Source organism: Nocardioides zhouii (genome assembly GCF_004137345.1).
GTDB lineage: Bacteria > Actinomycetota > Actinomycetes > Propionibacteriales > Nocardioidaceae > Nocardioides > Nocardioides zhouii.
In genome coordinates, this window is record NZ_SDWV01000015.1 from 88,023 (window position 1) to 111,968 (window position 23,946).

22 protein-coding genes are annotated in these 23,946 nt (G+C 73.1%); 12 read left to right on the forward strand and 10 right to left on the reverse strand.

Features of this window, described 5'->3' with window-relative positions; translation table 11 throughout:
* Positions 1 to 15: 15 nt before the first annotated feature.
* The 3 genes from EUA94_RS14925 to EUA94_RS14935 are packed head-to-tail and all read right to left on the reverse strand — an operon-like array spanning position 16 to position 3,433.
* Positions 16 to 1,476, reverse strand: coding sequence for an MFS transporter (locus tag EUA94_RS14925; RefSeq protein WP_129427679.1), 1,461 nt, complete (start codon positions 1,474 to 1,476; stop codon positions 16 to 18).
* Positions 1,473 to 2,822, reverse strand: a complete 1,350-nt coding sequence (locus EUA94_RS14930; RefSeq protein ID WP_129427680.1) for a M20/M25/M40 family metallo-hydrolase — start codon at positions 2,820 to 2,822, stop codon at positions 1,473 to 1,475. The genes EUA94_RS14925 and EUA94_RS14930 overlap by 4 nt, the downstream gene beginning before the upstream one ends.
* Positions 2,819 to 3,433 (reverse strand): nitroreductase family protein, encoded by a 615-nt coding sequence (locus EUA94_RS14935; RefSeq protein WP_129427681.1) that lies wholly within the window; start codon positions 3,431 to 3,433, stop codon positions 2,819 to 2,821. Before EUA94_RS14935 ends, EUA94_RS14930 begins: the two co-directional genes overlap by 4 nt.
* A 96-nt stretch (positions 3,434 to 3,529) precedes the next feature.
* On the opposite strand from EUA94_RS14935, the gene EUA94_RS14940 reads away from it, so the two are divergent.
* The 7 genes from EUA94_RS14940 to EUA94_RS22965 all read left to right on the forward strand — a co-directional run bounded on the left by EUA94_RS14940 (position 3,530) and on the right by EUA94_RS22965 (position 12,070).
* Positions 3,530 to 4,738 (forward strand): allantoate amidohydrolase, encoded by a 1,209-nt coding sequence (locus EUA94_RS14940; protein WP_242494896.1) that lies wholly within the window; start codon positions 3,530 to 3,532, stop codon positions 4,736 to 4,738.
* Positions 4,735 to 6,030: a formimidoylglutamate deiminase gene (locus EUA94_RS14945; protein WP_129427682.1), complete on the forward strand. Its 1,296-nt coding sequence runs from the start codon at positions 4,735 to 4,737 to the stop codon at positions 6,028 to 6,030. The genes EUA94_RS14940 and EUA94_RS14945 overlap by 4 nt, the downstream gene beginning before the upstream one ends.
* The gene (hutI, locus tag EUA94_RS14950) at positions 6,027 to 7,202 is read left to right on the forward strand and encodes an imidazolonepropionase (RefSeq protein WP_129427683.1); all 1,176 of its coding nucleotides are present in this window, start codon (positions 6,027 to 6,029) and stop codon (positions 7,200 to 7,202) included. The genes EUA94_RS14945 and hutI overlap by 4 nt, the downstream gene beginning before the upstream one ends.
* A 153-nt stretch (positions 7,203 to 7,355) precedes the next feature.
* On the forward strand, positions 7,356 to 7,487 hold the full coding sequence (locus EUA94_RS22955; protein ID WP_277986118.1) for a hypothetical protein: 132 nt from the start codon (positions 7,356 to 7,358) through the stop codon (positions 7,485 to 7,487).
* Positions 7,488 to 7,540: 53 nt separating this feature from the next.
* Entirely contained in the window at positions 7,541 to 10,480 is a 2,940-nt protein-coding gene (locus tag EUA94_RS22960) for a helix-turn-helix transcriptional regulator (RefSeq protein ID WP_165356910.1), read from the forward strand.
* A 37-nt stretch (positions 10,481 to 10,517) separates the two neighbouring features.
* Positions 10,518 to 11,291, forward strand: a complete 774-nt coding sequence (locus tag EUA94_RS14960; RefSeq protein WP_165356911.1) for a PASTA domain-containing protein — start codon at positions 10,518 to 10,520, stop codon at positions 11,289 to 11,291.
* A gap of 23 nt (positions 11,292 to 11,314) precedes the next feature.
* Positions 11,315 to 12,070 carry a sucrase ferredoxin gene (locus tag EUA94_RS22965; protein WP_129427686.1) on the forward strand — a complete coding sequence of 252 codons (756 nt, stop codon included), beginning with the start codon at positions 11,315 to 11,317 and terminating at the stop codon, positions 12,068 to 12,070.
* Positions 12,071 to 12,154: 84 nt separating this feature from the next.
* On the opposite strand, the gene EUA94_RS14970 is transcribed toward EUA94_RS22965, so the two are convergent.
* From EUA94_RS14970 to EUA94_RS14985, 4 genes are read right to left on the reverse strand one after another with little or no spacing between them, the layout of a single operon-like run.
* Positions 12,155 to 13,018 carry a carbohydrate ABC transporter permease gene (locus EUA94_RS14970; protein WP_129427687.1) on the reverse strand — a complete coding sequence of 288 codons (864 nt, stop codon included), beginning with the start codon at positions 13,016 to 13,018 and terminating at the stop codon, positions 12,155 to 12,157.
* Entirely contained in the window at positions 13,015 to 14,118 is a 1,104-nt protein-coding gene (locus EUA94_RS14975) for a carbohydrate ABC transporter permease (protein WP_207210564.1), read from the reverse strand. The genes EUA94_RS14970 and EUA94_RS14975 overlap by 4 nt, the downstream gene beginning before the upstream one ends.
* Entirely contained in the window at positions 14,115 to 15,371 is a 1,257-nt protein-coding gene (locus tag EUA94_RS14980) for a sugar ABC transporter substrate-binding protein (protein WP_129427688.1), read from the reverse strand. The genes EUA94_RS14975 and EUA94_RS14980 overlap by 4 nt, the downstream gene beginning before the upstream one ends.
* A gap of 41 nt (positions 15,372 to 15,412) precedes the next feature.
* Entirely contained in the window at positions 15,413 to 16,426 is a 1,014-nt protein-coding gene (locus EUA94_RS14985; RefSeq protein WP_129427689.1) for a LacI family DNA-binding transcriptional regulator, read from the reverse strand.
* A gap of 156 nt (positions 16,427 to 16,582) precedes the next feature.
* Here EUA94_RS14985 and EUA94_RS14990 point away from each other — a divergent pair, with 156 nt between their 5' ends.
* From EUA94_RS14990 to EUA94_RS15005, 4 genes are all read left to right on the forward strand, one after another.
* Complete coding sequence (locus tag EUA94_RS14990) at positions 16,583 to 18,727, forward strand: amylo-alpha-1,6-glucosidase (RefSeq protein ID WP_129427690.1); 2,145 nt, start codon at positions 16,583 to 16,585, stop codon at positions 18,725 to 18,727.
* Between the two features lie 95 nt (positions 18,728 to 18,822).
* On the forward strand, positions 18,823 to 19,044 hold the full coding sequence (locus tag EUA94_RS14995; protein ID WP_129427691.1) for a hypothetical protein: 222 nt from the start codon (positions 18,823 to 18,825) through the stop codon (positions 19,042 to 19,044).
* 101 nt (positions 19,045 to 19,145) lie between these two features.
* Positions 19,146 to 20,162 carry a cupin domain-containing protein gene (locus EUA94_RS15000; protein WP_340640862.1) on the forward strand — a complete coding sequence of 339 codons (1,017 nt, stop codon included), beginning with the start codon at positions 19,146 to 19,148 and terminating at the stop codon, positions 20,160 to 20,162.
* Positions 20,159 to 21,061, forward strand: a complete 903-nt coding sequence (locus EUA94_RS15005) for a sucrase ferredoxin (protein WP_129427693.1) — start codon at positions 20,159 to 20,161, stop codon at positions 21,059 to 21,061. Before EUA94_RS15000 ends, EUA94_RS15005 begins: the two co-directional genes overlap by 4 nt.
* Here the strand turns inward: EUA94_RS15005 and EUA94_RS15010 are convergent.
* From EUA94_RS15010 to EUA94_RS15020, 3 genes are all read right to left on the reverse strand, one after another.
* On the reverse strand, positions 21,058 to 22,062 hold the full coding sequence (locus tag EUA94_RS15010) for a hypothetical protein (protein WP_129427694.1): 1,005 nt from the start codon (positions 22,060 to 22,062) through the stop codon (positions 21,058 to 21,060). The two genes, EUA94_RS15005 and EUA94_RS15010, sit on opposite strands and share 4 nt — an antisense overlap.
* A complete protein-coding gene (locus EUA94_RS15015; RefSeq protein WP_129427695.1) occupies positions 22,059 to 22,361 on the reverse strand; it encodes a hypothetical protein in 303 nt (100 codons plus the stop codon). Before EUA94_RS15015 ends, EUA94_RS15010 begins: the two co-directional genes overlap by 4 nt.
* Before the next feature lie 69 nt (positions 22,362 to 22,430).
* The gene (locus tag EUA94_RS15020) at positions 22,431 to 23,225 is read right to left on the reverse strand and encodes a hypothetical protein (protein WP_129427696.1); all 795 of its coding nucleotides are present in this window, start codon (positions 23,223 to 23,225) and stop codon (positions 22,431 to 22,433) included.
* A gap of 114 nt (positions 23,226 to 23,339) precedes the next feature.
* On the opposite strand from EUA94_RS15020, the gene EUA94_RS15025 reads away from it, so the two are divergent.
* Positions 23,340 to 23,873, forward strand: coding sequence for a hypothetical protein (locus EUA94_RS15025; RefSeq protein WP_129427697.1), 534 nt, complete (start codon positions 23,340 to 23,342; stop codon positions 23,871 to 23,873).
* Positions 23,874 to 23,946 lie beyond the last annotated feature (73 nt).

The window sequence follows — 23,946 nt, forward strand, 5'->3', positions numbered from 1 at the left end:
CGCCCGCGGCCGCCCTCAGTGGGCGGCGGGCTCCGTCGGCGCGTCGCTGAACGCGTGCTTCGGCGCGGCCATCAGCGCGAGCGCGGCGAGGAACGAGGCACCCGCGCAGACCGCCCACACGGTGAGGTAGCCGCTCAGCGGCGCGACCTTCTCGGCCGTCGCGTCCAGCGAACCGGTCGCCGTCAGGGCGATCGCGAAGATCGCCGAGGCGATCGCACCGCCGACGGTCTTGGTGCCGTTGGTCATGCCGGTCGCGATGCCGGTGCGCTCCGGCGGTGCGGCCGCGGCGGCGGCCGCCGGCAGTGCGGCGACGAGGGCGCCCGAGCCGAGGCCGGCGATGCCCATGTTGATGAGCGCCTGCCAGGTCTCGTCGTGGAAGGGCAGCCACAGCAGGTAGCCGACGCCGACGAGGATGCACGCGACGATCAGCGCACGGCGTACGCCACCCAGCAGGCGGGTCGTGAGCGGGAGGGTGAATGCGCCGATCGCGAGCGTGATGACGTACAGCCCGATGAGCGTGGAGATGAAGGCGGAGTCGGCGCCGAGGCCGTAGCCGCGCACGGCCGGATCGGCCTGCGCATAGGTGGAGAGCGGGATCTGTCCGCCGAGCACCGGGATGCCGAACAGGAAGGCCGTGACCTGCACGGGCCACTGCGCCGGGCTGGAGAGCAGCCTCACGTCGACGATCGGCTCGGGGTGCTGCTGTTCGAAGCGCCAGAAGTACGTGAACGCCACCAGGGACACTGCGATCGTCAGCCACCCCCAGGGCGAGCCGGCGCCGTCGAGCCGCAGCCAGACCAGGCCGCCCATCAGGATGCCGAGCGCCAGGCTGATCAGGCCCAGTCCGGTCCAGTCGATGCCGCCGCTGTCGTCGCCCGGCGCCTGCTCGATCCCGACCAGGATGACGAAGAAGACGGCGGTCACGACGATCGCGGGCAACGTCAGCAGGAGGTTCATGTCCATCGACTCGACGAGCAGCCCGCTCGTCACCGCGCCGATGATGACGGCCAGCTCGAGCGAGCCCACGAGGATCGCGGCCCCGCGCCGGGTCAGCAGCTCCTGGCGACCGGAGTCGCGCGTGCGCCGGTGGATGATCGCGATCTCCAGCGGCAGCCACACGACGTACGCGCCCTGGATCGCCCAGCCGATGAGGAACGTGGTGAAGCCGGGCGCGAAGGCCAGCCACCACGAGCCGAGCGCCGTGACGGCGGTCGAGATCAGCAGCACCTTCTTGTGCCCGACGAGGTCGCCGAGCCGCGCGAGGAGCGGGATGCAGAGCGCGCTGACGATCAGCTGCGCGGCCTCGAACCAGTTGATGTCGCCCTCGGCGATCGACAGGTGCTCGGCGATCTGCGGATAGATCGGCGTGTAGTAGCCCTGCAGGATGCCGCTGGCGAACTCGACCATCACGAGGAACCCGACGATGGCGGCGAGTCCCTTCACGGCGGTCGGGGCCGCGGGCCGGGTCGTCGTCATGAGGGAAGCCTCTCGATCAGCAGCTGGTACCACCGGGCGCCGTCGACGAGGTCGGCGACGCCGAGGTGCTCGTCGTACGAGTGGATCGCCTGGCGCTGGGCCTTGGTCATCCGGAAGGGGGCGAAGCGGTAGACGTGCGCGCTGATCGCGGTGAAGTGGCGCGAGTCGGTCGCGGCCATCATCACGTAGGGCGTCGCGACGGCCTCGGGGAAGACCTCCCCGATGCAGTCCTCGAGCAGCTCGAAGGCCTCGTCCATCGGAGAGATCGGCGACGGCTCGCCGGACTCGATGACGTCGATCCGGATGGAGTCGTCGGCGACGGCCTTGCGGATGTGCTCGACGACGCCGGCGACGGTGTCGCCCACCATCACGCGGATGTTGAGCCCCGCCTTGGCGGTCGAGGCGATCACGTTGAGGGCGGGCGATCCGCTCAGCGTCGTGGCCGCGACCGTCGTACGCGTCATGGCCGCCGCTTCCGGGCCGGCCGCCAGGAGGGCGCGGGTGACGACGGGCGCGAGCTGGTCGGCGCGCCCCAGCAGCGGACGCAGGGGCAGCGGCACATGAGGTGCGAGCCGGCGCATCAGCTCGAGGGTGGGCGCGGGCGCGGAGGCCGGGAACGGCGACTTCTCGACCCGCAGGATGGCGCGGGCGATGCGCGCGGTCGGGCCGTTCCTCGCCGGTGTCGACGCGTGCCCGCCGCGTCCCTCGGCGACGAGCTCGAGCGAGGTGGTGCCCTTCTCGGTCACGCCGATCACGCCGAGCGGTGCCTTCACACCGGGGAACGCGCCGCTCGCGATCGCGCCGCCCTCGTCGAGCACCAGCCAGGGCGTCACGCCGCGGTCGCGGAGCACGGCCACTGCCTCGATCGCCGCCGTGCCGCTGACCTCCTCGTCGCAGCCGAAGGACAGCCAGATGTCCTGGGCCGGCACGTGCCCGGCCTCGAGGAGCGTCTCCACCGCCTCGCAGATGCCGACGACGCAGCCCTTGTCGTCGAGGGTCCCGCGACCCCAGATCGCCGGCCCGGTGGGGGATTCATGGATCTCCCCGCCGAACGGGTCGTGCTGCCACGGCGCCTCGGTGTCGACGGGCACGACGTCGAGGTGGGCCATCAGCACCACCGGCCGCTCAGCGCTCGCGCCCGCCCAGTGGAACAGCAGCCCGTGGGTGCCGACGATCGTCAGCGCGAGCCGCTCGTGCAGCAGGGGGAACTGGGCCGCGAGCTCGGCGAGGAGGCGGTCGAAGGCTGAAGCGTCCACCAGGCTCGCGTCGCGATCGGACACGGTCGGGATGCGGACGAGGGCCTGCAGGGCGCTCACCACACGCCTCTCGACGGGCACAGCGGTCATGGGCTGACCGTAGTGCCCCAGCGGCCGCGGTGGACGAGATCCTGGCGTCGTTCGCGCCGCGCCGGCGAGCCCTTCGCGCCGGTGTCGGTCGCCCGGTGCCCGACCGTGATGGCGCCGACGGGCCGGTGGTCGGCCGGGATCCCGAAGGCCGTCCGGAACGCGTCGGTGTGCTGGGCCGGGATGCCGAAGAAGCAGGCACCCAGGCCCTCGTCGACCGCCGTCTGGAGGATCAGCAGCGCGGCCATGCCGGCGTCGACGTACCAGTAGGGCACCGGCCAGCGGTCGTCCCGCCGGTCGGTCCAGCCCTTGTCGGCCTCGGCGTAGCGCTCGAGGTAGGCGTCCTTCGACGTCAGCGGCACGATCACCACCGGCGCCGTACGCATGCCGTCGAGCCAGGCGTTGTGGGTGTCCGGTTCGGCGCCGGTCGACTCCCAGAACCGCGCCAGGTCCTCGGGGGTGTCGAGCACCAGGAACGCCCACCCCTGAGTGAAGCCCGCGTTGGGCGCGCGCTGGGCGTGCTCGAGCATCCGGTCGACGACGGTCGGGTCGACGGGCTCCTCGCTGTAGCGGCGGACCATCCGGCGGCGGCGTACGACGTCACGGAACTCCATGGCCCGAGCGTGCCACGGATCGACTCGTCTGGGATCCGAGACGACTTGCCGGGGCCGTGCGTTGACCGGGGTCGGCGTTGCCGATGGACTGGCGCCATGGCCCCCAGTCGCGACTTCGAGCAGATGTGGCGCGACCTCGCGCCGGTCGGGCGGTCGGCCACGTCGGGCGGCTACTTCCGGCAGCCATGGGCCTCGGCCGAGACCGAGCTGCGGTCGTGGTTCGCCGAGGAGTGCGCCGCCCGCGGGTTCACTGTCGAGACCGACGGCATCGGCAACCAGGTCGCCTGGTGGTCGCCGGAGTCGGCGTCGGGGCCGGGCGTCCTCACCGGCTCGCACCTCGACTCGGTCCTCGACGGAGGGGCGTACGACGGGCCGCTGGGCGTCGCGTCGGCGCTGGCGGCGATCGACGTGCTGCGCGACCGGGGCTTCGCGCCGGACCGACCCGTGGGGATCGGCGTCTTCGTCGAGGAGGAGGGGTCGCGCTTCGGTCGGGCCTGCCTCGGCTCGCGTTTGGTCACCGGCGCGACGACCTGGGCCGAGGCACGCGAGCTGCGCGACCGCGACGGGGTCTTCCTCGGTGACGCGGTCGCCGACGCGGGGCTCGACCCGTCCGCCGGCCTGCTGTCGCTCGAGCGGGTCGGCACCTTCGTCGAGCTGCACGTCGAGCAGGGTCGCGACCTCGTCGACCGCGACCTCGCGGTCGGCCTGGCGAGCGAGATCTGGCCGCACGGGCGCTGGCGCTTCGACTTCGCCGGGCAGGCCAACCACGCGGGCACCACCCGCATGGAGGACCGGCACGACCCGATGCTCACCTATGCGATGACAGCCCTCGCCGCCAGCAAGCAGGCCCGGCTGGCCGGCCAGCGCGCCACCTTCGGTCGCATCTCCGTCGAGCCCAACGGCACCAACGCCGTGCCGTCTCTGGTGACCGCCTGGCTCGACGCCCGGGCCTCGTCGGACGACGCGCTCGCCTCGCTCGTGGGGGAGATCGGGCGCCAGGCCGGCGACCGCGCCGGCCGTGACGGCACCGCGCTGACGGTCACCGCGGAGTCCGTGTCCGGCTCGGTCGCGTTCGACCCCGAGCTCGCCGCACGGCTGGCCCTGCTGGGCGACTGGCCGATCATCCCGACCCAGGCCGGTCACGATGCCGGGATCCTGTCCGACGCCGGCATCCCGACCGCGATGGTCTTCGTCCGCAACCCCACCGGCATCTCGCACTCGCCCGACGAGCACGCCGACACGGCCGACTGCCTCGCCGGCGTCGAGGCGCTCGCCGACGTGCTGGCCGAGCTGGCGGGCCCATGACGGCGTACCTCCTCGAGCGCGCCTGGCTCGGCGACTCGTTCCGCGACGACGTGCTCGTCGAGGTCGAGCAGGGTCGCTTCACCGCGGTGACGCCTGACGCCGATCCGCCGCGCGCTGTCCCCGTGCGCGGCCTCGTCGTGCCCGGCCTCGCCAACACCCACAGCCACGCCTTCCACCGCGCGCTGCGCGGCCGCACCCAGCGCGAGCGCGGCACCTTCTGGACCTGGCGCGACCAGATGTACGACGTGGCTGCGCGGCTCGACCCCGAGACCTACCTCGCCGTCGCGCGGGCGACGTACCGCGAGATGGCCGCGGCCGGGATCACCTGCGTCGGGGAGTTCCACTACCTCCACCACCAGCCCGACGGCACGCCCTACGCCGACCCGAACGAGATGGGACTGGCGCTGGTGCAGGCGGCGCTCGAGGCCGGGATCCGGATCACCCTGCTCGACACGCTCTACCTCTCCTCCGGCTTCGGGGCGCCGCCCCAGGGCGCGCAGGTGCGCTACAGCGACGGGTCGGTGGGGGCGTGGGCGGCGCGGGTCGACCGGTTGGAGGCGGCGCACGTCGGCACCGCCGTCCACTCGGTGCGGGCCGTGCCGGCGGCCGACCTCGGCGCCGTCGCCGCGGTGGTCGGCGACCGTCCCTTCCACGTGCACCTCTCCGAGCAGGTCGCCGAGAACGACGGCTGCCTCGAGGCGTACGGCGTCACGCCGACGCGGCTGCTGGACGACCACGGCCTGCTCGGCCCGGCGGCGACGCTCGTCCACGCCACCCACCTGACCGACGACGACATCGCACTCATCGGTGCGGCGCGCGCCTTCGTCTCCTTCTGCCCGACCACGGAGCGCGACCTCGGCGACGGCATCGGCCCGTCGCGCCGGCTCCACGACGCAGGCGCCCGACTCACGCTCGGCTCCGACAGCCACGCCGTGATCGACCTCTTCGAGGAGATGCGGGCCGTCGAGCTCGACGAGCGGCTCGCCACCCAGCAGCGCGGCCACTGGACCGCCGCGGAGCTGGTGACGGCAGCGACCACCGACGGCCACGCCTCCCTCGGCTGGGACGACGCGGGCGCGATCGCGGTGGGCCAGCGGGCCGACCTCGTCGTCCTCGACCCCACGTCCGCACGCACAGCCGGCACCGGCCGCGACGAGAACACGGTGGTCTTCGCCGCCGCAGCGGAGGACGTACGCCGGGTGATGGCGGACGGCCGCTGGATCGTCGAGGACGGCGACCGGGCCGCCATCGGGCGCGCGCTCGACGAGGTCATCGGGAGGATCTGGGAATGACAGCCACCACACTGATCACCGGCATCGGCGAGCTGGTCACCAACGACCCGGCCCGCGCCGAGCAGGGCGGGCTCCTCGGCCTCCTCGCCGACGCCGCCGTCGTGGTCGAGGGCAGCCGGATCGCCTGGGTCGGCCCGGCGGACGAGGCGCCCGACGCCGACGTACAGGTCGACGCCGGCGGCCGCGCGGTCATCCCGGGCTTCGTCGACAGCCACAGCCACCTCGTCTTCGCCGGCGACCGCGCGGCGGAGTTCGAGGCGCGGATGACCGGCGAGCCCTACGCCGCGGGCGGGATCCGCACCACGGTCGCGAAGACCCGTGCCGCCACCGACGAACAGCTCACGTCACACGTCGCCCGGCTCGTCGCCGAGATGCGGGCCCAGGGCACCACCTCGCTCGAGATCAAGAGCGGCTACGGGTTGTCGGTCCACGACGAGGCGCGCAGCCTCGCGGTGGCCCGCCAGTTCACCGACGAGACGACGTTCCTCGGTGCCCACGTCGTGCCGGCCGGCACCACCCCCGAGGACTACGTCGACCTCGTCACCGGTCCGATGCTGGCGGCCGCCGCGCCGCACGCCCGGTGGATCGACGTGTTCTGCGAGGACGGCGCCTTCGACGTCGACCAGGCGCGCACCATCCTGGCCGCGGGGTCCGACAGCGGCCTGCGCGGAAGGCTCCACGCCAACCAGCTGACGTACGGCGGAGGCGTGCAGCTGGCCTGCGAGCTCGGCCTGGTCGCGGTCGACCACTGCACCTTCCTCTCCGACCTCGACGTCGAGTCGCTCAGAGACTCACGGACCATTGCCACGCTCCTGCCGGGTGTGGAGTTCTCCACCCGGCAGCCCTACCCCGACGCCCGCCGGCTGCTCGACGCGGGCGTACGGGTTGCACTCGCCAGCGACTGCAACCCGGGCTCGTGCTTCACCTCGTCGATGGCGCTCTGCATCGCGCTGGCCGTCCGTGAGATGCGGATGAGCCCCGCCGAGGCGCTCCACGCCGCGACCGCCATGGGCGCCGCCGCCCTCGACCGCGACGACATCGGCGTGCTCGCCCCCGGCAAGGCCGCCGACCTCGTCCTCCTCGACGCGCCGTCGTACGTCCACCTCGCCTATCGCCCCGGCGTCCCGCTCGTGGCGGGGGTCTGGCAGCACGGCCGCCCGGTCGTCGTCTAGCTACCTCAGACGCCCGCGTACGCCGCCGAGGACCGCATCTGAGGTAGCCGGCCGGGCGTAGATAGGGCACGCGCCCGATGTCCGGGCCTACCTCAGTGACGGAATCTCTACTCACGGTCCCACCACGGGGCCGACCGAGAAGAGGAGCACCACATGTTCACCACCGACAGCTTCCTGGGTGCCGAGATCCGCTACCGCCAGGAGAAGGTCCGCCAGGACTACGGGACCCGCCGCTGGGTCCGGTCCCGCACCGCCGACGCCGCCGCGACCAACAAGCAGAAGTGACCCGCGGCGCGATCGGCACCGAGGTGTCGGAGCGGCACGACACAATGTCGTCCGTGCCGGCCCTGAGGACCACCGATCTCATCGGACGCGATGCCGAGCTGGAGCAGCTGAGCTCCCAGCTCGGCATTCGTGCGTCCGGGGGTCAACGAGGTGGTCGGCCCACGGAGCAGGCGGTCCGCGCGATGCTCGTCGCCGGTGACGCCGGGGTCGGCAAGACCCGCGTGCTGATGGCCCTGCGCGACGCCGCGATCGAGGCGGAGTGGCAGGTCGTGGCCGGGCACTGCCTCGACCTCGCCGACAGCTCGCTGCCCTATCTCCCCTTCTCCGAGATCCTCGGGCGCGTGATGGCCGACGAGCCCGCGATCGCCGCGCGCGTCCTCGAGCAGCACCCCACGCTCGCCCGCCTCCAGCCGGGCCGCCGGATCCGCAGCAGCGAGACCGCGTCGGGCGACCAGGCCCTCGACCGCGGCAACGTCTACGACGCGTTCGGCGACCTCCTCGCCGCCGTCGCCGAGCAGGCCCCGGTCCTCGTCGTCGTGGAGGACGCCCACTGGGCCGACGAGTCCACCCGCGACATGCTCAGCTATCTCTTCTCCCGCCCGGTCCCGGGCGTCTCGCTCGTCGTGTCCTACCGCTCCGACGACCTCCACCGCCGCCACCCGCTGCGCCGCCAGGCGGCCGAGTGGATGCGGCTGCGCGGCGTCGACCGGCTCCAGGTCGAGCCGCTCCACGACGACGACGTACGCCTCCTCGTCCGCGCGCTGCACCCGGCCACCATGTCCGAGGCGGAGTACGTCTCGATCGTCGACCGCGCCGAGGGCAACCCCTTCTTCATCGAGGAGCTGGTCGGCGCCGCGTGGTCCGGGCAGGTCCCCGGCGAGCTGGCCGACGTCCTGCTGGTCCACCTTGACCGCCTCGACGAGACCACCCGCACGGTCACCCGCCTGGTCTCCGTCGCCGGGCGACAGGTCGGCCACGCCCTCCTGGCCGCCGTCTCCGACCTCGGCTCGGCCGAGCTCGAGGCCGCGCTCCGCAACGCCGTCGAGGCCCACGTGCTCGTGGCCTCGCGGGGCGGGACGTACGCCTTCCGGCACGCGCTGCTCGGGGAGGCGGTCTACGACGACCTGCTGCCCGGCGAGCGGATCCGCCTCCACGCCGCCTTCGCGTCGGCGCTGGGCGAGGGTCGCGCCGTCGGCACCGCGGCCGAGCTCGCCCAGCACGCCCGCCGCGCGGACGACCGGCCCGTCGCCATCCGCGCCTCGATCGAGGCGGGCGAGGAGGCGCTGGCCGTCGGTGGCCCGTCCGAGGCCGCCACCCACTTCCTCGACGCCCTCGAGCTGATCGACACCTCGCGCACGCCCGTGCCCGACGTCGACGCCCATGCGCTGGCGCGCCGATGTGCCGAGGCACTGGTCGCGGCGGGACGCGTGCCCAAGGCGGTGAAGGTGCTCCGCGCGCGACTGGCGACCCTGCCGCTCGACGGGTCCGCCCTCGACCGCGGCCAGCTGCTGACCGCCCTTGCCTCGGCACTGATGCTCACCGACACGACGGACTCCCCGCACGAGGCGGCGGCCGAGGCCGTCGCCCTGCTGCGCGACGGGCCGCCCAAGCTGCTGGCCCGCGCACTCTTCGTGCACGCGGAGAGCCTCGGCAACTGGCACGCCGATGAGGCGCGCGCGGCCGCGCTGGAGGCCCTCGACCTCGCCGAGCGCAACGACCTCACCAGCCTCGCTGTCGAGCTGCACACCACGCTGGCCGGCCTCGACCCCGATGCGGGCGACGACGCCGGTGCCGGCTGGCGGGCGGCGGCCGAGCGCGCGCGGGCGGCCGGTCTCATCGAGCCCGAGCTCCGCGCCCTCTACTTCCTCGGCCGTCTCCACCACGACCGCGGCGACCTCGACGCCGGCGTCGCGGTCTACCGCGAGGTGATCGAGCGCAGCGAGATCGGCGGGCTGACCTGGTCGCCCTATCCCGCCGAGTCCCGGCTGCTTCTCGCGGTCGCGCTGACCCACCAGGGGCGGCTCGACGAGGCGTGGCAGCTCCTCGACGTCACCGGTCAGGACCCGCCGATGGTCTACGAGTGGCTCTACTTCGCCCACCAGATGCTGGTCATCATCGGCATCCGCGGAGACACCCACAGCAAGGGTCTCGAGCGGCTCCGCGAGCACTGGGGCGCCGACGGCCTCACCGCGATCTCCGCCGGCAGCGCCGAACTGATGCGCGCCGCCGCGGCCGCCGACCCGGAGGCCGCGCTCGCGGCGTACGACGACGTGCTGGCCAGCGTCGTACCCCTGTGGCACGAGTGGTTCCAGGCCCGGCTCCGGCTGGCCACCCTCGTCGTCGGTGCCTTCGCCGGCGCCGCGGCGCACCAGTCCGCCGAGGAGCGCGACGTCGCGGCCGCGAGCGTCGAACGGCTCGTGGGCGACGGCGGACGGGTGATGGACTTCTACGCCCGCTACGAGGCGAGCCGCGGTCCGGAGTACGTCATGTGGACCGCCCGCCGCACCGCCGAGCACCTCCGGTGGCGCTGGCTCGCGCAGGACGACCCGCCGTCCAGCGACGAGCTCGTGGGCGCCTGGCGCGCCGCCGAGGAGACCGCCGTCGCCTACGGCAGCGTGCCCGAGATCGCCCAGGTCCGGGTGCGGCTGGCCGGTGTCCTGCGGGCGACCGGCGACGCGGCCGGAGCACGCGAGGCGGCCGACCTCGCCCGCGAGGTCGCGCACGCGATCGGCGCCAAGCCGCTGCTGGCCGAGCTGACCGCCCAGGGCTCGGCGCCTGCCCCGGTGACGGCGACGGGCGGCGTGAGCCTGACCCCGCGCGAGTCCGAGATCCTCGCCCTCGTCGCCGAGGGGCGCAGCAACGGCGAGATCGGCAAGCAGCTCTTCATCAGCACCAAGACGGTGTCGGTCCACGTCTCCAACATCCTCGCCAAGCTCGACGCCGCCTCGCGCACCGAGGCGGCCGCGGTGGCCCGCCGCCGCGGCCTGATCTGAGGGGCAACTGATCGGCAACCTCGCGCGTCCCACTGCCGTGAAGCTCGTCGTGGTCGCCGTGGTGCTCCTGCTGGCCGGGTGCAGCTCGACGCCGTCCTCGGGGCCGAGCGAGCCGACCTCCCAGCCCACGTCCGCGCAACCCACCGCCGATGACACGGCGGTCGACGACCACCCGGGGCGTCCGCACCAGGTCGGGGTCCTCGTCGGGTCCAGCCTGCGCGACGTACGCCGGGCGCTGCGTGGTGAGGGGCTGACGATCGACGTACGCCGTCGCGCCCGGTGCGCCCCCGGAGTCGTCCTCGAGCAGAGCCCCGTGCCGGGCACGAAGGTGGAGCGCGGCGCGACCCTCCACCTCGTGGTGTCCGAGGCTCCGGCCGCGGCGACCTGCATCGTCCCGCCGGGGGCGGCCGCCGTACGTGCCCTGCGTGACTGGGCGCTCGGCGACGGGCCGCCGCCGGCCTTCGCCGACCGCGTACGACTCCTGGTCGCCAACATCCCCGCCCGCACGCTGTCGGACGACGAGGCCGCCGACCGGACCAGCTGGAACCTGCCGATCGGCTACGCCGAGCGCCGCGACGTACGCATCCTCGAGGCGCTCGCCGAGGCCCCGATGCGGGAGACCGGCGTCCCGCACTACTTCTGTCCCCAGCGCGGACAGGCCCTGCCGGCCGACCTGCTCCGCCGGCTGCCGTGGTCGTCGACCCTGGTGACCCGGAGCCCGCGGGCCTGCCTGGAGGTCGTCGCGGTCCAGGTGTGGGCCGGAGCGGGCGGCCGGATCACCGACGTCAACATCCTGCTGGGCACTCCCTGACACCCGTCCGACAGACTGGTGCGGTGCCTGACTTCCGCTGCTCCTTCGCGAGCGTCGAGGACGCCGAGCCGAGCATCGGCACCGCACCGACCGACACCGAGATCCTGCTCGTCGAGTGCCCGGGACCGTGGGGCCGCGAGGCCCTCACCGACAACCGCCTGCCCGACGCCGTCCGAGACCACCTCGGCAGCCTGGACCTCAAGGTCTTCCTGCTGCGGAGGTACGACGGCAGCGCCGGCCCGGGCACGCGCGTCTTCCTCGCCAGCGCCACCGAGGAGGGGTACGACGTCCGGGGCACGGTGCTCGACCGGCCCGACGACCTCCTCGGCCTCGACCTCGCGAGCCTGCCGGCGTACGACGGTCCGCTCTGGCTGGTCTGCACCAACGGCAAGCGCGACCGCTGCTGCGCCGAGCTCGGCCGCCCGATCGCCGGGCTGCTCAGCCAGGAGTGGCCCGAGGGGACCTGGGAGACGACGCACCTCGGCGGACACCGGTTCTCCGGGACGCTGCTCGCCCTGCCCAGCGGGCTGACGCTCGGCCGCCTCGACACCGCCACGGCGCTTGCCGCGTGCGAGGCGGTTGACCGCGGTGAGGTGCCGCTGGAGTTCGTCCGTGGCCGTGCCGGCCGCTCGCCCGTCGACCAGGCGCGCGAGCTCCACGTGCTCGGCGGGGGCGACCCGTCCGACCAGGTCACGGCCGTGCCCGGTCCGCCCCGCCGCCAGTCGTGCGGCGACGACAAGGTCAAGGGGACGACGCGCTTCGAGGTCCGTCGCAGCTGAGCTCGACCCCGATGGTGATCGGTGTGCCGGCGTCGGGCGGGTGCTAGGAGGCGGACCCCGCCCGACGCCAGATCGTGGGGCCCCCTAGCCCTTCTCCGCCCCTGCCGTACCTCCACGCACGAGGTACTTCTGGAAGAAGAGGAAGACGAGGGCGACCGGGATGGTCATCAGCAGCGCCGCGGCCATCGAGATCGGGTACTGCTTGCCCGACCCGAGCTGGCCGCTGGTCAGCGTGCCGACACCCTTGGTCAGCGTGAAGAGGTCGGGGTCCTGGCTGGCGACGAGGAAGTGCGGCAGCTCGTTCCACGACCCCTGGAACGACAGGATCGTGAGGAGGATGAGCGCCGGCCGCGCCATCGGGAGCACGACGGACCAGAAGATCCGGAAGGTGCTGGCGCCGTCGATGCGCGCCGCCTCCTCGACGGACTCCGGAATGGTCTCGAAGAACTGCTTCATGATGAAGACGCCCGCGGCGTCGACCAGCAGCGGCAGCACCAGGGCCGGCCAGTGGTTGTAGATGCCGAGGTAGTTGAGCACGAGGAACTTCGGGATCAGCAGGATGACACCCGGCACCGCCATCACGGCCAGGAGCGCGGTGAAGACCGCCCCGCGCCCGCGGAACTTGATCCGCGCCAGGGCGTACCCGGCGAGCGAGCACAGGAACACCCGGCCCGCCGTCACCAGCACGGTGACGATCACCGAGTTGCGGAACCAGAGCGGGAAGTCCTTCTCGGCGAGCTCGTTGTAGGCACCCGTGGAGAACGGGTCGGGGACGAGGGACAGCGGGTTCGCGACCGCGTCGGTGTTCGTCTTGACCGACGTCGTGACCTGCACCAGGAACGGGTAGAGGTAGACGAACGCGAAGAAGAGCAGCACGGCGTACGCGAGGAACAACCACAGGGCGGTCCGGTTGCGGACCATCGGCTTGGCGTGCGTGGACGAGCTCATGCGGCACCTCCGGCGGTGACGCGGGCCCGGTCACGCTTCGAACGCTTCTCGGCCCGCTTGGTGGCGATCGCGTCCTTGTCGCGGAACAGGAACCGCTGCAGTGAGGTCATCGCGAAGATGATGAGGAACAGCACGAACGCCATGGCCGCGGCGATCCCCCATTTCTGGTTGTCGAAGGCGTAGGAGTACGACAGGTACGCCGGGGTCAGCGTCGACTTGCCCGGCCCGCCCTGCGTCATGACGTACACCTGGTCGAAGACCTGCCACGTGCCGATCAGGCCGAGCGTGGTCACGAGAAGCATCGTCGGTTTCAGGTGGGGGAGCGTGACATTGCGGAACACGCCCCAGCTCCCGGCGCCGTCGATGCGGGCGGCCTCCTCGACCTCGAGGGGGAGGTCCTGGAGGGCGGCGAGGAACATCAGCATGAACGTGCCGGCGGTCGTCCAGATGACCAGCATGATGATCACCGACAGCGCGACGCTCGGGCCGGCGAGCCACTGCCACCACGTCAGGCCGAGCACGCCGTTGTCGGCCAGTGCTCCCGGCGGGTCGGAGGCGTTCCACAGCCCCAGGCCGTCACCGACGAGGTGCAGCAACCCGCGCGAGTCGTTGAACCACGTCGGCCCGTCGACCCCGATCGCGTCGAGCATCGAGTTGATGACGCCGCCGCCGCTGAAGAGGAACAGGAACACCAGGCTGATGGCCACCGAGCTGACCACCGACGGGAAGTAGAAGGCGGTCCGGAAGAAGCCGACCGCCCGGAGCATCCGCTGGTTGAGCACCAGGGCGAGGAAGAGCGCGAACGCCGTCTGCAACGGCACCACGAGGAGCACGTAGAAGAAGTTGTTGCGCAGCGAGGTCATGAAGTCCGACCTCGTCAGCCCGCCCTGCTCACCGACCAGCTCGCGGTAGTTGTCGGCGCCCACGAATCCGATGCCGGGCGCGAACGGGCTGCCGCGCCCGTTCCAGTCGGTGAAGGACACCCACAGCGCCATCAGCACGGGCACCACGAGGAAGAGCCCGAGCACGACCAGCGTGGGGGAGACGAACGTCCACCCTGCGAGGGCCTGGCCCCGGCGGATGCTCCGGGGCTTGCTCACTGCAGCTCCGCCTCGGCGTTCTTCTGGAAGGACTCGAGGATGGTGGTGACGTCGGCGCTCTTCAGCTGCTCGAGCTGCGAGTCGAGGTCGGCCACGACCGGGCCGAGACCGGGCAGGTTCACGGGGCCCTGGCCGTAGTCACCACCGGCGATGAAGGGCGCGTCCTCCGGGAACTGCTCGACGTAGTCGGCCTGGGCGGCCTCACGGCTCGGCATCACACCGAAGGCATCGGCGTTGATGAGCTGCTGCTCGGGGGTCGTCATCGCTTCGACGAAGGAAACAGCCGCTTCCTGGTTCTCCGACTCGGCCGCGATGCCCCAGCACTGCGTGAAGAGCAGCGTGCCCTTGCCGGCCGGACCCTCCGGGAGCTCGGCGACGGTGTAGTCGACGTCGGGGTAGTCGTTCTCCATCGCCCCGCGGATCCAGTTGCCCTCGATGGTCATCGCGGCCTTCTGGGTGCCGAAGGCCTCGCCGCCCCAGCCGGCGTCGACGTCCGGCGCGAGCACGGCCTCGCCGCCCTCGAGCATGCCCTGGACGTACTCCAGCGCCTCGGCGTTGGCCGACTCGGTGGCGGTGGCCTCGCCGGACTCGCCGTCCACCCAGAAGCCGCCGTTCTGCACGAGGAACGCGCCGACGCGGTCGCGACCGATGCCGAGCACGAGTCCGGCCTGGTCAGCGGTGGTCAGCTTCTTCGCGACGGCCTGCAGCTCGTCCCAGGTCGTGGGGATGTCGGCGTCGGTCAGGCCGGCCTTCTTCCACGACGCGGTGTTGATCTCGAGGGCCAGCGTCGAGAAGTCCTTGGGGGCGCAGTAGGCCTCGTCGTCGAGGGTGAACGAGTCGACGAGGTTGGGGTAGAAGTCGTCGGCATCGGCCATCTGGTCGAGGTAGGGGTACAGGTTGCCCGCCTCGGCGTAGTCGCCGAAGACACCGGCGTCGACGTAGAACAGGTCCGGCGGGTTGCCGCCGGCGAAGCCCTGGGACAGCTGCTGCGCGAGGTCGTTGGCCACGATGACCTCCACCTCGTTGCCGCTCTCCTCCGCCCACGCGGCTGCGGCGTCCTCGACGGCCTTGGTCTCGGCGTCGCCGCTGGAGCCGATGAGCACCTCCAGCGTCACCGGGCCGTCACCGGACGAGGCCGGCTCGTCGGAGCCGTCCTCCTCGAAGCCGCCGCCTCCGCACGCGGCGAGGGCGAGCGAGGACCCGAGGGCCAGGGCGACGAGGGACGCGCGACGGCGTCGGGACGTGGGCAACATGGTGACTCCTTGTGTGGTGGCGGGGAACGGGGGCGGGTACGTCAGCTGGGGAGGCGGAGCACGGGCGGGACCAGCAGCCCGCGGGCGGGCCGGTCGGGCGTCTCGAAGCGGCCGGTCAGCAGGTCGATGCAGAGGTGGGCGACCTGGTCGATCGGCTGGGCGACTGAGGCCAGGCCGAGGGCAGCCGCGACGGGGGTGGCGTCGAAGCCGACGACGGTCACGGGTGCGCCTGCGCCGGCAGCGGCCAGGGCGGCGCGGTGCGCGCCGAGGGCGAGGGTGTCGCTCGCGCAGACGATGGCGTCCGGTGCGTCGGGCCGGCCGAGCAGCTCGGCCACCGCGGCCTGGGCGGCGGCGGCGTCGTTGAGGCTGTGCGCCTCGACAGGGGCGCCGAGGGCTGCGTGGCCGACGACCTCGAGCCAGCCGCGACGCCGGTCGCTCCCGGTGCTGGGCTCCGCGCCGTCACCGGGCCAGCCGAGGTAGGCGATGGACCGGCGGCCGGAGTCGAGGAGGTGGCGTACGGCGAGCGACGTGCCGACCGCGCCGTCGACGTCCACCCAGTCGTGCGGCGCATCGTCGTGGCCCCAGGGCCGGCCGAAGGCGCAGAACGTCGTGCCGTTGTCGCGCAGGTGGGCGGGGCGCTCGTCGTCCGCGCTGGTCGCGGTGAGCACCACGGCGTCCGCGGCGCCGGTGTGGACGAGCTCGTCGATGGTGGCGACCTCGGCTGCCTCGTCCTCGGGCTGCGGGTAGAGCAGCACGCGCAGTCCGTTGTGCTGACCCGCCTCCGCAAGCCCGTGGTAGAAGGCGTCGAGGACCAGCCCGGAGATGCCGTCCTGCTGCCGCTCGGCGCGTACGGCGATCGCGTGGGCGCGTCGGGTCGCGAGCTGGCGGGCGGGCAGGGAAGGGCGGTAGCCGCTCTCGCGGATCGCGTCGAGCACCCGGTCGCGGGTGGCGTCGGCGACCCGGGTCGGGTGGCGCAGCACGTTGGACACCGTCTGCCGCGAGACGCCGGCGCGGGCGGCGACGGAGTCCAGGGTGGCCGGGTCGTTCTGGGCCATGGGGGTCCTCCTTCGCGGTCCGGAACGGGTCTGGGGCTGGCTGGGTGGAACGGGTGGCGGGGTCGGGCTGCGGCCCACTAGGGTGTTTGAGCGCTCAAATGTTTGAGCGCTCAAACCGTAACGCACGTCACACTGGGTGTCACCCCCCGAACGGCGGTGACAGATCCCGGGCACCAGATCCTCGACCCGACCGGCGACCAGAAGGACCTCTCGATGGACCACGACGACGCGCACGCACCGGAGCAGCCGGAGCAGCCTTGGCTGCACGACCTGTCCCTCACGCTGGCCGCGCCCACCCAGGTGTGGTCGGCCCCGGACGGCCAGATTGGGCAGCCCGCGTCGCGCGGCGAGGTCCCGCTGTCGGGCCTGGCCGGTGTGCACCACGGCGAGCGTCGCGTGCTGTGCCTGCTCCGGCTCGAGGTCGACGGACGTGAGCCGACTCCCGTCGCGGGACACGGCGTACGCGGCGACACGCACACCTTCGTCGCAGTCCCCCGCCACCTCGGCGACCCCGGCCCGGACCCCACGGTGCGGGTCGAGCGCCGACGCGACGTCGAGCCGGGCCTGGTGCGCGAGCGCTACACGATCTCCAGCACGGCGGCCGAGCCGGTCGCGTGCACGCTCGGCCTGCGGGTGGCCGCCGACCTTGCCCCGATGGACGGTGTCAAGGGCGGCACGGGCCGACCGGTCGTCGCTCCCGAGGGCGTCGGCGGCCATGTCCTGACCTGGCAGGAGGCGGGCCTGCGCGGCGTGCTCCGGCTCCCGGGGGCGCGCACCACCGACGAGGGCGACCACACCCTCGCGACCTGGGACGTCGTCGTACCTCCCGGCCAGTCGGTCAGCCACGAGCTCCTGCTCACCGTCGACGACACGGGTGCCGCCGTCTCGGCTCCGAGCCGGCGTGCCGGGTGGAGCCCGGTCGAGGTGGAGAGCGCCGACCGGCGGCTGGCGCCGGTGCTCGAGCGCAGCCTCGACGACCTGCGGCTGCTGCGACTCACGGCGCGCGGCATGGACGACGTCGAGGAGGAGTTCGTCGCCGCGGGTGCGCCATGGTTCCTCACCCTCTTCGGCCGCGACAGCCTCTGGACCGCGCGGATGCTCCTTCCGGTCACGACCGACCTGGCGATGTCGACGCTCCGCCTGCTCGCCCACCACCAGGGCACCCGCACCGACGACGTGACCGCGGAGGAGCCCGGCAAGATCCTCCACGAGGTCCGCTCGGCCGGCTTCAGCCTCGGCGAGGACGACGGGGCCGACCGCCACCTCCCGCCCGTCTACTACGGCACGATCGACGCGACCCCGCTCTGGGCGATGACCCTGCACGACGCGTGGCGGTGGGGGGCGCCTGCCGACGAGGTCGAGCAGCTGCTGCCGGCCCTCGAGCGCGCTCTCGCCTGGCAGGTCGAGCACGGCGACGCAGACGGCGACCTGCTCCTCGAGTACGTCGACCGCTCCGGCCACGGGCTGTCCAACCAGGGCTGGAAGGACTCCGGTGACGCCGTACGCCGCAGCGACGGCTCGCGCGCCACCTCGCCGCTCGCGCTGGCCGAGGTGCAGGGATATGCGTACGCCGCCGCGACCCGCGGTGCCGACCTGCTCGAGGCCTTCGGTCGGCCCGGTGCCGACCGGTGGCGGGAGTGGGCCGAGCAGCTGCGCGCGGAGTTCGCCCGGCGCTTCTGGGTCGAGGACGCCCTCGGCGCCTTCCCCGCCATCGCGCTCGACCGCGACAAGCGCCCGGTCGTCTCGCTGACCAGCAACATCGGCCACCTGCTGGGGACCGGGATCCTCGACCAGGACGGCGTCGACGTCGTCGCCCGCCGGCTCGTGGGATCCGACATGCTCTCCGGCTTCGGCATCCGCACGCTGTCGACGCAGGCCGCCGGCTACTCGCCGACCGGCTATCACGTCGGTTCGGTCTGGCCCCACGACACCGCGATCTGCCTGGCCGGGCTCGCCGCCGAGCAACGCTCCGAGACCGCTCCCGTCGCCGAGGCGCTGCTGTCCGCGCTCACCGCGTTCGACGGCCGGCCGCCGGAGCTCTTCGCCGGTGACGCCCGCTCGACCCAGCCGGTGCCGCTGCCCTACCCGGCCGCGTGCCGGCCCCAGGCCTGGTCCGCCGCCTCGGCGGTCTCGCTCGTCGGCTCGGTGCTGGGGTTGCGTCCCGACCGGGACTCGCTGGCGGTCGCCCCGGTGCAGCCCTGGTCGTTCGGGGCGACCCACGTCTCCGGTCTCGGCACCCGCGGCCGCCCGGTGGACATCGAGGTCACGGCCGACGGCGCGGGGTCCATCTCCGCGCGCTGACCCGCCCGCCGGGGTGTGGGACGGTGTCGGGTGGCGGCACACACTCGACGTACATCCCGGGACGGATCGTCCGTCGCGGCCCATGAGGAGGAACCATGACGACGACTCCCGACGCCCCGCTCGGCGACGACGAGATGACCACCGAGGGCGTCGACCCCTCGGGTGTCCCTGCAGCGCCCGGCGCGGACGCCGACGGCACCGATGGTGCTGACGCGGACGGCACCGACGGCGACTCGACCGACGCGACCGACGGTGACTCCACCGACGCCGACGGCACCGACGGTGCTGACGCGGACGGCACGGACGGCGCGTCCTGAGCGCACTCGACCGGCTGACCGGTGACGCCCAGACCTTCATCGACAAGGTCTGGGCGTCGTCGGTCCACGTCCATCGCACCGACCCTGCCCTCGGCGAGGCGGTGCTCTCGCTCGCGGACGTCGACCACCTGCTGACCGAGACGGCGATCCGCACCCCGGCCGTCCGGGTCGCTCACAACGGGACGGTGCTCGCCGAGTCGGCCTTCACCCGCGGCGGCAGCCTGGCCGGCAGGCCGCTCACCGGGCTGGTCGACCCGGTGAAGCTGATGCGCCTGCACGACGAGGGCGCAACCATCGTTCTGCAGGGGCTCCAGCGCTACTGGACCCCGGTCTCGGACCTCGTCGCCGAGCTCGAGCTCGAGCTCGGCCACCCCTGCCAGGCCAACGCCTACCTCACGCCTCCCGGCGCCCAGGGCTTCGCGGTGCACACCGACTCCCACGACGTCTTCGTCCTGCAGACCCACGGCACCAAGCTCTGGGAGATCCACGGCGACGGCGGACCCGGCGAGCTGCTCCTCGAGCCCGGTGTCGTCGCCTATCTCCCCACCGGCACACCACACGCCGCCCGGGCGCAGGAGGCGGTGTCGCTCCACCTCACGATCGGGATCAACCAGCTCACCTGGCGCCAGCTGGTCTCCCGGCTCGTCGGCGACGTCCTCGCCGAGGTCCCCGACGAGCACCTTCCGTCGGGCTACCTCGACGACCCGGCTCGGCTGGTCGAGGAGCTCGGCTCCCGGCTCGACGCCGTGGCCGAGGGCGTACGTCGTCTCGACGCGCCTGCCGCGGCACGGGCGGAGGCGGAGCGCTTCCTCGGCAACCGGCCGCCGCGGATGGCCGGTGCCCTGCTCGACCGGGAGGCACTCGTCCGCGGCCTCGCGGACGACACCCCGCTGCGGCGTCGTCCCGGCCACCCGTGCGTGGTCGTCGCGGACGGCGACACTCTCCGCCTGCTGCTCGGCGACCGGGTGCTGCGTGTCCCGGCCCGGCTGCGCGAGGCGATCGACGTTGTCGCGGCAAAGGTCGAGCTGACGCCCGCCGACCTGCCCCTCGACGCCGCGAGCTCCCTCGTCCTGTGCCGACGGCTGGTGCGGGAGGGCCTGCTCGAGGTCGTGCGGTGACAGATCTCCAGGCCTTCCGGTGCGCGGCAGCCAGCGAGGACCGGGGCGACGACCTCGTCGGCACCGCCTCGACGGTCCGCAGCTTCCTCCTGCTCGAGCACGCCGGTCCCTGGGGTGCGGATGCCCTGCGCGACGCCCGCCTCCCCGACGGGCTCGGCGCGCACCTCGCCGAGCAGGGCCGACGGAACCGGGTCCGGGTGCTGCTCGTACGCCGCCACGGCCGCGGCGACGACAGCGGCGGAACCCGGGTCTTCGCCGCCCGCGCCGCCGGCGCCGACTCGTGGCTCCAGGCCGCCACCCTCAGCAGCGTCGACGACGTCCGTGACGTCGACCTGGCCGCCCTGGGTGCGGGCCACTCGGCCGGGCTGGAGGCGTACAACGGCCCACTCCTCGCCGTCTGCACCCACGGCCGGCACGACGCCTGCTGCGCCGAGCGCGGCCGCCCCCTCGCGGCGGCGCTCGCCTCGAGTTCTCACGCCGACGCCGTCTGGGAGTGCTCCCACATCGGCGGCGACCGGTTCGCCGGCAACCTGCTCGTCCTGCCGCGCGGCCTCTACTACGGCCGCCTCGACCCCGAATCGGCGCTCGCGGTCGCCGACGGACTGGACGCCGGCCTACTCGAGCTCGACCACCTGCGCGGCCGCTCCGACCTGGCCATGCCGGTGCAGGCCGCCGAGGTTGCGGTGCGGCGCCGCCTCGGCCTCGTCGGCCTGGACGACGTACGCCCGACGTCGGCGCGCACGCACGGCGACCTGACCTCCGTCGTCCTCGACGCCGCGGGTCGCAGCGTCGCCGTGCAGGTGCGTCGCTTGCTCGGCGCGCCGCAGCGGCTGACCTGCGGCGCGCGGCGCGACGACCCGGTGCCGCGCTTCGAGGTCGAGGACCTCGACGGCCTCTAGCCGAGCCGGTCCTTGAGGTTGGTCGGCGCGGGCTCCCACGACGACTGCTCGGCGACCAGCCGGGGACGGCCCTCCTCGGCGGCCTCGAGGTTGCGCGCGGCGCGGTTGGCCTGGGCCTGCTCGCGGTCGGCGACCGCCTCCGCCTCGCGGGCCTCGACGCGGGCCTCGACCAGCTCGCGGTGCAGTGCCTGCACCTTCGTGGCCTGGGCCTGGATCTCGTCAGGCGACTTCTCCGCGATGACCATCTTCTCGAGGTCGTCGAGCGCTCCCTGCTCGCGGCGCTTGAGGGCATCGACGGTGCGGCGGGCGGCGTCGGACGCGTCGTTGGCGTTGACCGCCTCCATCGCCTCCTCGGCTGCGTCGCGCCTGAGGTCGCCGAACTTCACCTGGTTCGCGTGGGCCGCGACGAGCTTCTGCTTGTCCTTGTCTGGGTGCACGTCGGCGTACTCCGCGAGCGCCTTGACCAGTTCGCGCGTGGCGGCGCGGCGGGCGTCGCGCAGCGCGATCTTGGTGTCGAAGCACGCCTGGTAGGACTTCCAGTCGCGCTCCCAGGCGTCCATCTCCTTCTGCGGGGCGTCGCCGGGGATGGTCTCGACCGGCGGCCAGATGCGGTTGTCGCGCACCTCGAGGCCCTGTGCGACGGCGGAGGCGCGCAGCTGCTCGAGGCCCTTGCGGTGACGCTGCAGCACCTCGGAGTAGGCGTTGATCGCGCGACCGAGCCCGCGCAGGTTGTCGCGGACCGTCACCGACTCCTCGTGGCGACGGCCGGCCCGCTCGCGCAGCGTGTCGGCGGCCTCGCCGGCGAAGACGTCCTCGGAGATCGAGGCGGTGCGCTCGAAGGCGTCGACGGCGAGCTCGACCTTGTTGGCGAGGTGGCGCACGGAGTCGCCGTAGGAGTCGACCTCCCGCGGGTCGGTCCAGTGGTAGAGGCACCCGATCGGGTCGCCGAAGCGGAGCCCGTCCTGCTGGGTCTCGATGCGGTCGACGAGCACCTTGGTCACGACGGCCTCACCTGGTCGAGCTTCGTGGCGACGAGGGCGGCCTGCTCGACCATCGAGTCGAGCTCGTCGAAGTCGATGACGGAGTCGTCGATCGCCTGGGCGATGTTGCGGCAGCGCTTGGCGACCTGCTCGGCGTCGTCCACGAGGCTGCGGACGCCCTCGACCATGAGGTCGCGCCAGGGGAAGTCATCGGCCGGGTGGTCGATGTCGCCCAGGGCGGACCGCAGGTCCTCACGGGCGGAGTCCAGCTCTCCCTTGGCGCCGCGCAGCGCCCGCTGGTTGATGGCAATCGGCCTCATGGCGACCTTCTGCCCCGATGGACGCCCGCGAAACGTGAAGTCAAGAAGTTGTGAACTACGTCGCCCGGCTCAGACGTGGCCGCTGAGCTGGGCCAGCCGCAGCTCGAGCCGGCCGAGCATCTCGGTGGCCACCTTGTCCGGCAGGGGCGACTTGCGGCCGCCGCCCTGGGCGCAGACGGGCAGCACGTCGATGGAGAGCTTGGCGCCGCCGGCGAGCGCGCGCAGCTCGTCGAGCTTGTCGCCGAAGGGCGAGCCGCTGCCGGGGGAGTAGTAGTCGACGGCGGCGGCGATGTCGTCGGCGAAGAGGTCGGCCTTGGTCACCGCGATGACCAGCCAGGTCGGTCGCTCGCGGCGGACGGCCATGCTCGCGATCCGGTGCGCCGTGATCGACCAGTCCTCCAGCTCGGCGGCCAGCTGCTCGTCGCGGGTGGCCATCGCCGCGCCGCTCGTCCCGGCCGTACGTCGCGGGGTGGCGTAGCCGTGGGCGACGACGTGCAGCACGCCGTCGACCGGCTCGTCGTGGAACACCTCGTCGAGGGCGCCGAGGCGGGTCGCGGCGTTCTCGCCCGGCACCACGCGGAACCGGTAGCCGCGCAGCCGCGTGGTGCGACGCGTACGCCGCTCCATGACCGCCGAGCCGACCTCCTTGCCGGTTTCCTCCGACGACTGCGAGCTCGCGCGGCGGGACAGCCGGTCGGCCAGCCGGGTCTTGCCGACGCCGGTCATCCCGGTGACCGCGACCGTCGGGTAGCGGTGCCGGAGCACCCGCGAGGCGCGCTCGGGGGCCTGGGAGAGGGCGGCCAGCGCACCCCCGGCGATGGTGGTGCCGAGGGCCGCGCGGCCGTGTCGCAACGGTGACTGCATGGCCCCATCCTGCCTGCCGGGTGCGTGCAGGGGACCACCCCGACCGGCGTCGGTTCGCCAAGCCAGCCGTCCGTCTTGGACAATGGCGGTGCCAGCACCCGTCGAGAGGACCTCATGGACAAGGATCAGCACCGTCCCGTCCTGACCGGCCTGATCGCGCTCGTCGGAGTCGCGGTCGTCATCGGGCTGCTCGGCGGGCTGGCCGTCATGGTCGGGGTGAAGGCCACCGGCCTCGACGGCACCTCGACGGCCACCGACGAGAGCGCCACCCCCTCCAGCTTCAACCTGCCGAAGCCGACCGACACCAGCAGCCTGGTCCCGGAGCCCTCCGACGAGGTCGAGCCGGGCACCGGCGAGGAGACGTCCGAGGCTCCCGCCGAGGCCATCTCCCTGTCGGCGACGCAGCAGTCCGTCAGCCCGATGCAGCAGATCGACCTCACCGGCACCTACCCGGCCGGCGAGGGCGCGGTCCTCCAGGTGCAGCGGCTCGAGGGCGGCGCCTGGTCGAACTTCCCGGTGACCATGTCGGTCTCGGGCGGCACGTTCGCGACGTACGTCCAGACGGGCAATCTCGGCCCCAACCAGTTCCGGGTGGTCGACACCGACTCCCAGGTCATGTCCAACGAGGTCACCGTCACCGTCGGCTAGGTGTGATGCCCAGCCAGGTTGTCCAACCTGGTGATGGGTGCCTGCTTCCCGATTGCTGAGTGGGGCCGGTGGT

What these genes read in the sequence shown, in the direction of transcription:
- EUA94_RS14945 (WP_129427682.1), top strand. Translation starts at nt 4,735, where the DNA reads ATGACGGCGTACCTCCTCGAGCGCGCCTGGCTCGGCGACTCGTTCCGC.
- EUA94_RS22955 (WP_277986118.1), top strand. Translation starts at nt 7,356, where the DNA reads ATGTTCACCACCGACAGCTTCCTGGGTGCCGAGATCCGCTACCGCCAG.
- EUA94_RS14995 (WP_129427691.1), top strand. Translation starts at nt 18,823, where the DNA reads ATGACGACGACTCCCGACGCCCCGCTCGGCGACGACGAGATGACCACC.
- EUA94_RS15015 (WP_129427695.1), bottom strand. Translation starts at nt 22,361, where the DNA reads ATGAGGCCGATTGCCATCAACCAGCGGGCGCTGCGCGGCGCCAAGGGA.
- EUA94_RS15025 (WP_129427697.1), top strand. Translation starts at nt 23,340, where the DNA reads ATGGACAAGGATCAGCACCGTCCCGTCCTGACCGGCCTGATCGCGCTC.
- EUA94_RS14985 (WP_129427689.1), bottom strand. Translation starts at nt 16,426, where the DNA reads ATGGCCCAGAACGACCCGGCCACCCTGGACTCCGTCGCCGCCCGCGCC.
- EUA94_RS14925 (WP_129427679.1), bottom strand. Translation starts at nt 1,476, where the DNA reads ATGACGACGACCCGGCCCGCGGCCCCGACCGCCGTGAAGGGACTCGCC.
- EUA94_RS15020 (WP_129427696.1), bottom strand. Translation starts at nt 23,225, where the DNA reads ATGCAGTCACCGTTGCGACACGGCCGCGCGGCCCTCGGCACCACCATC.
- EUA94_RS14970 (WP_129427687.1), bottom strand. Translation starts at nt 13,018, where the DNA reads ATGAGCTCGTCCACGCACGCCAAGCCGATGGTCCGCAACCGGACCGCC.
- EUA94_RS14940 (WP_242494896.1), top strand. Translation starts at nt 3,530, where the DNA reads ATGGCCCCCAGTCGCGACTTCGAGCAGATGTGGCGCGACCTCGCGCCG.
- EUA94_RS14930 (WP_129427680.1), bottom strand. Translation starts at nt 2,822, where the DNA reads ATGACCGCTGTGCCCGTCGAGAGGCGTGTGGTGAGCGCCCTGCAGGCC.
- hutI (WP_129427683.1), top strand. Translation starts at nt 6,027, where the DNA reads ATGACAGCCACCACACTGATCACCGGCATCGGCGAGCTGGTCACCAAC.
- EUA94_RS14980 (WP_129427688.1), bottom strand. Translation starts at nt 15,371, where the DNA reads ATGTTGCCCACGTCCCGACGCCGTCGCGCGTCCCTCGTCGCCCTGGCC.
- EUA94_RS14935 (WP_129427681.1), bottom strand. Translation starts at nt 3,433, where the DNA reads ATGGAGTTCCGTGACGTCGTACGCCGCCGCCGGATGGTCCGCCGCTAC.